Source organism: Winogradskyella sp. KYW1333, assembly GCF_003335675.1.
In the GTDB taxonomy this organism is placed as follows: domain Bacteria; phylum Bacteroidota; class Bacteroidia; order Flavobacteriales; family Flavobacteriaceae; genus Winogradskyella.
The window spans coordinates 1-3315 of record NZ_QPHL01000005.1; the positions used below are offsets into that span (position 1 = coordinate 1).

The window sequence follows — 3315 nt, forward strand, 5'->3', positions numbered from 1 at the left end:
TTTACTGATACTACCAATAAACAACTGGTTATAAACGGCATTGTGCTCCGCGATACAAAAGCTACCTTGTACAACCTGCAGGGAAGAGAGGTTACCTCTACACTTCTAAATACTTACAGTACGTCGCAGTATATGGACATTAGTACACTACAAAATGGTGTGTATATCGCAGTAATCCATAACCAACAGCAAAATATTGTGAAGAAAATTATTATAACGCCTTAACACTTCATATATACATAAGCAGCTTTTTTATTAACTTTCCTTCTAATAGTTTTATCCTATTTTTGCGTTATGAAGCTAAGATTACTAACTGTTGTTATTATTGCTATAACTGCTACCTTATTAGTTGTGGTCAAAACTACTGAACCAAGCATTGAAGATTTGAGAACAAAACATCTTCAATATATTGAAGATAGTCCGTTTAAGGCCTCAGATAATTGGAGTAAAAAGGAGCGAAAATTAAAAGGTTTACCTCCCAACAAGTATTTTGAACAACTGTGGGAATTAACCATCAATCCGTTTACAGGAAGATTAGATGATGGCAAACTCACCTTATTAAGAGAAGAGCTAAAACAAGAACGACTCCTAAATAGATCTATTGGTGACGATACTAATGCATGGGAAGAAAGGGGGCCAAACAACGTTGGGGGTAGAACACGTGCTATTTTATTTGACCCTAATGATAGTAGTAACAATACCGTCTTTGCAGGTGGTGTTAGTGGAGGCTTGTGGAAAAATACAGATATTTCTAATAGCGGCTCGCAATGGGCTCGTGTAGATAATGTGCCAGGAAACCTGGCCGTATCTTCTATTACTGTAGACCCTAATAATTCTAATATTTGGTATGTAGGTACAGGAGAGCAATATACTGGTGGTGATGTAGTTGGTAATGGTGTGTATAAAAGTATTGATGGTGGTACCACGTGGACACCTCTAAATATTCCTGCTGCAGGGGATGCCACTTTTAATTACAGCGCATCTAATTTGTTCCTTTCAGGTTTATTCTATGTCAATGATGTTATTGCCTGGGATAATAATGGCACTACAGAACTTTTTGTTGGTGTTGGTGCCTATATTTATGGTGATGCTACAGGACCTAACAATTGGTTAGGTCTGCAAACAGCAGGTATTTATCGTTCTATTGATGGAGGCACTAATTGGTCTAGAATAGAGCAAGCTAATATGAGTCACAGTGTTAATGGTAAAATCTATTACTTTATACCAAATGATTTTGAGATTAGTGCAGACAATACCTTATGGTTGGGTACAATAGGCAATGCTTTTGGTGAAGGACGTGGACACGTATACAGCACAACCAATGGGGCAACTTGGACAGAAGCTAATGCTTCTCCCCTGACCGACTCTAACCGCGTAGAATTAGAACCTTCGGCCTCAAATAGTAATAAACTTTATGCATTAACTCAAGGTGTCACTTCCCCTGTTCATATTTATGAAACAACAGATGCATTCAACACTATAACTTCAAAAACACTACCCAATGATGCCGATCCCGGTATAGCATCTAATGACTTTTGTCGTGGACAGGCATTTTATGATTTAGTAATAGAAGCTGATCCTACAGATGATGATATTGTATATGTAGGTGGTATTGACTTGTTTAAATCTACCAACGGCGGTGGCTCCTGGTCCCAATTATCACACTGGTATGGTGGTTTTGGTTACCAATATGTGCACGCCGATCAGCATGCCATAGCTTTTGGTAATAGCGCTTCGTCTAAAATGGTCTTTGGCACAGACGGTGGTATGTATTATTCTGCTAATGCTGGATCTAATATATCTGTTAGAAATAACAACTATAATGTTACACAGTTTGTTAAGGCAGGTGTGGGACCAGATGGTAACGGCGATACTGATGGTATTTTCTCTGCTGGCTCACAAGATAATGGCACTCAAGCCTTTCGCAATATTGCAACGGGTATAAATAGTTCTGAAGAATCCAGTGATGGCGATGGCTTTTACACGTTTATTGATAAAGATGGTGAGTATATGATTACTACATATGTCTATAATGTCATCTATAGGTTTAACTTGCCTTGGAATGGTATTCCGCGTATTCAAGGTGGTGCAACCACATTATCTAGCGACCAATCTAGGGGAGATTTTGTAAACCAAATGGATTTTGATAGTGAGGCCAATAGACTTCTTTCAAATAATTCTAATAGTTCTCAAAATGCTATTAAATCTATAAACGTAGTTAATGGATCTAATGGAAGTTTAACAGATTCTGATTTAACGGCGGAGCCTTCTGCGTTTAGGGCTTCACCTTTTGAAACTAATGTTTGGTACGTTGGCCTTAAAAACGGAGAGTTGCTCAGGCTTACTAATGTCACGGATAACAGCGCTACTTTTAGTGCTATTACAACCCCATTTATAGGGTCTATATCGTCTGTGCGGTTTGGAGACACCTTAAATGATATTTTTGTTACCATTCATAATTATGGTGTAACTAGTGTTTGGTATTCATCGGATGCAGGCGCAAATTGGGTAAGTAAAGAAGGGGATTTGCCAGATATACCCGTTAGAGACATACTACAAAATCCATTGAACAGCGATGAGGTTATTATTGCTACACAATTAGGGGTTTGGTCTACTGACAACTTTTATGCAACTAGTCCAAATTGGGTGCAATCTTACAATGGTATGAGTGATGTTAGCGTTACGGCATTCGATTATTGGGCCATTGACAATGATGATACCAACAATATTGTTATTGCATCAACTTATGGGAGAGGGATCTTTACGGGAGCATTTACAGAACCCCCACCAGTTGTATATACCTATGATGGTAGTTGGAGCCCTAATGACCCTAGTGGCACATCAACTATAAATGATGAATTAATTATTAATTCTGGAAACGCTACATTAAGTAATAATACTACGAGTAGTTCTTTGACTATCAATGATGGTGCTAGTTTAACTATTGAAAACGGTGTAACATTAACCGCCGCAACAGTTACTCTTAATTCTACATCAACGAGCTATTCAAGCTTAATTCTTAATGGTAATATTTCCGGTACAGTGGCATACAATCGCGCGGTCAATGCCTATACCAATGATGGTAACAGCAACGATAATGATCTGATCACTGCACCGCTGAGCGGGCAGACCTTTGGTGCTTTTGCCAATGATGCTGCCAATACTAATCTTTTAGCCTCTGGGGACGTACGCGCCTTTGCACCCTTTGATAAAACAACGGGTAACTATACCAATTATAATATTGTGGCTGATGCCAGTACGGTTATAACCGCAGGTACGGGTTACCGTGCCGCTACCAGCGATGGTGGTACCCTT

The 3315-nt window shown here is 39.1% G+C and carries 2 protein-coding genes; both read left to right on the forward strand.

The features are described from left to right. Positions 1 to 225, forward strand: a 225-nt coding sequence (locus DUZ96_RS00035) for a T9SS type A sorting domain-containing protein (protein WP_147267034.1), incomplete at its 5' end; no start/stop codon positions are given. A 69-nt stretch (positions 226 to 294) separates the two neighbouring features. After that, positions 295 to 3315 (forward strand): hypothetical protein (locus tag DUZ96_RS00040; protein WP_114299243.1); only part of this gene is annotated, 3021 nt, incomplete at its 3' end.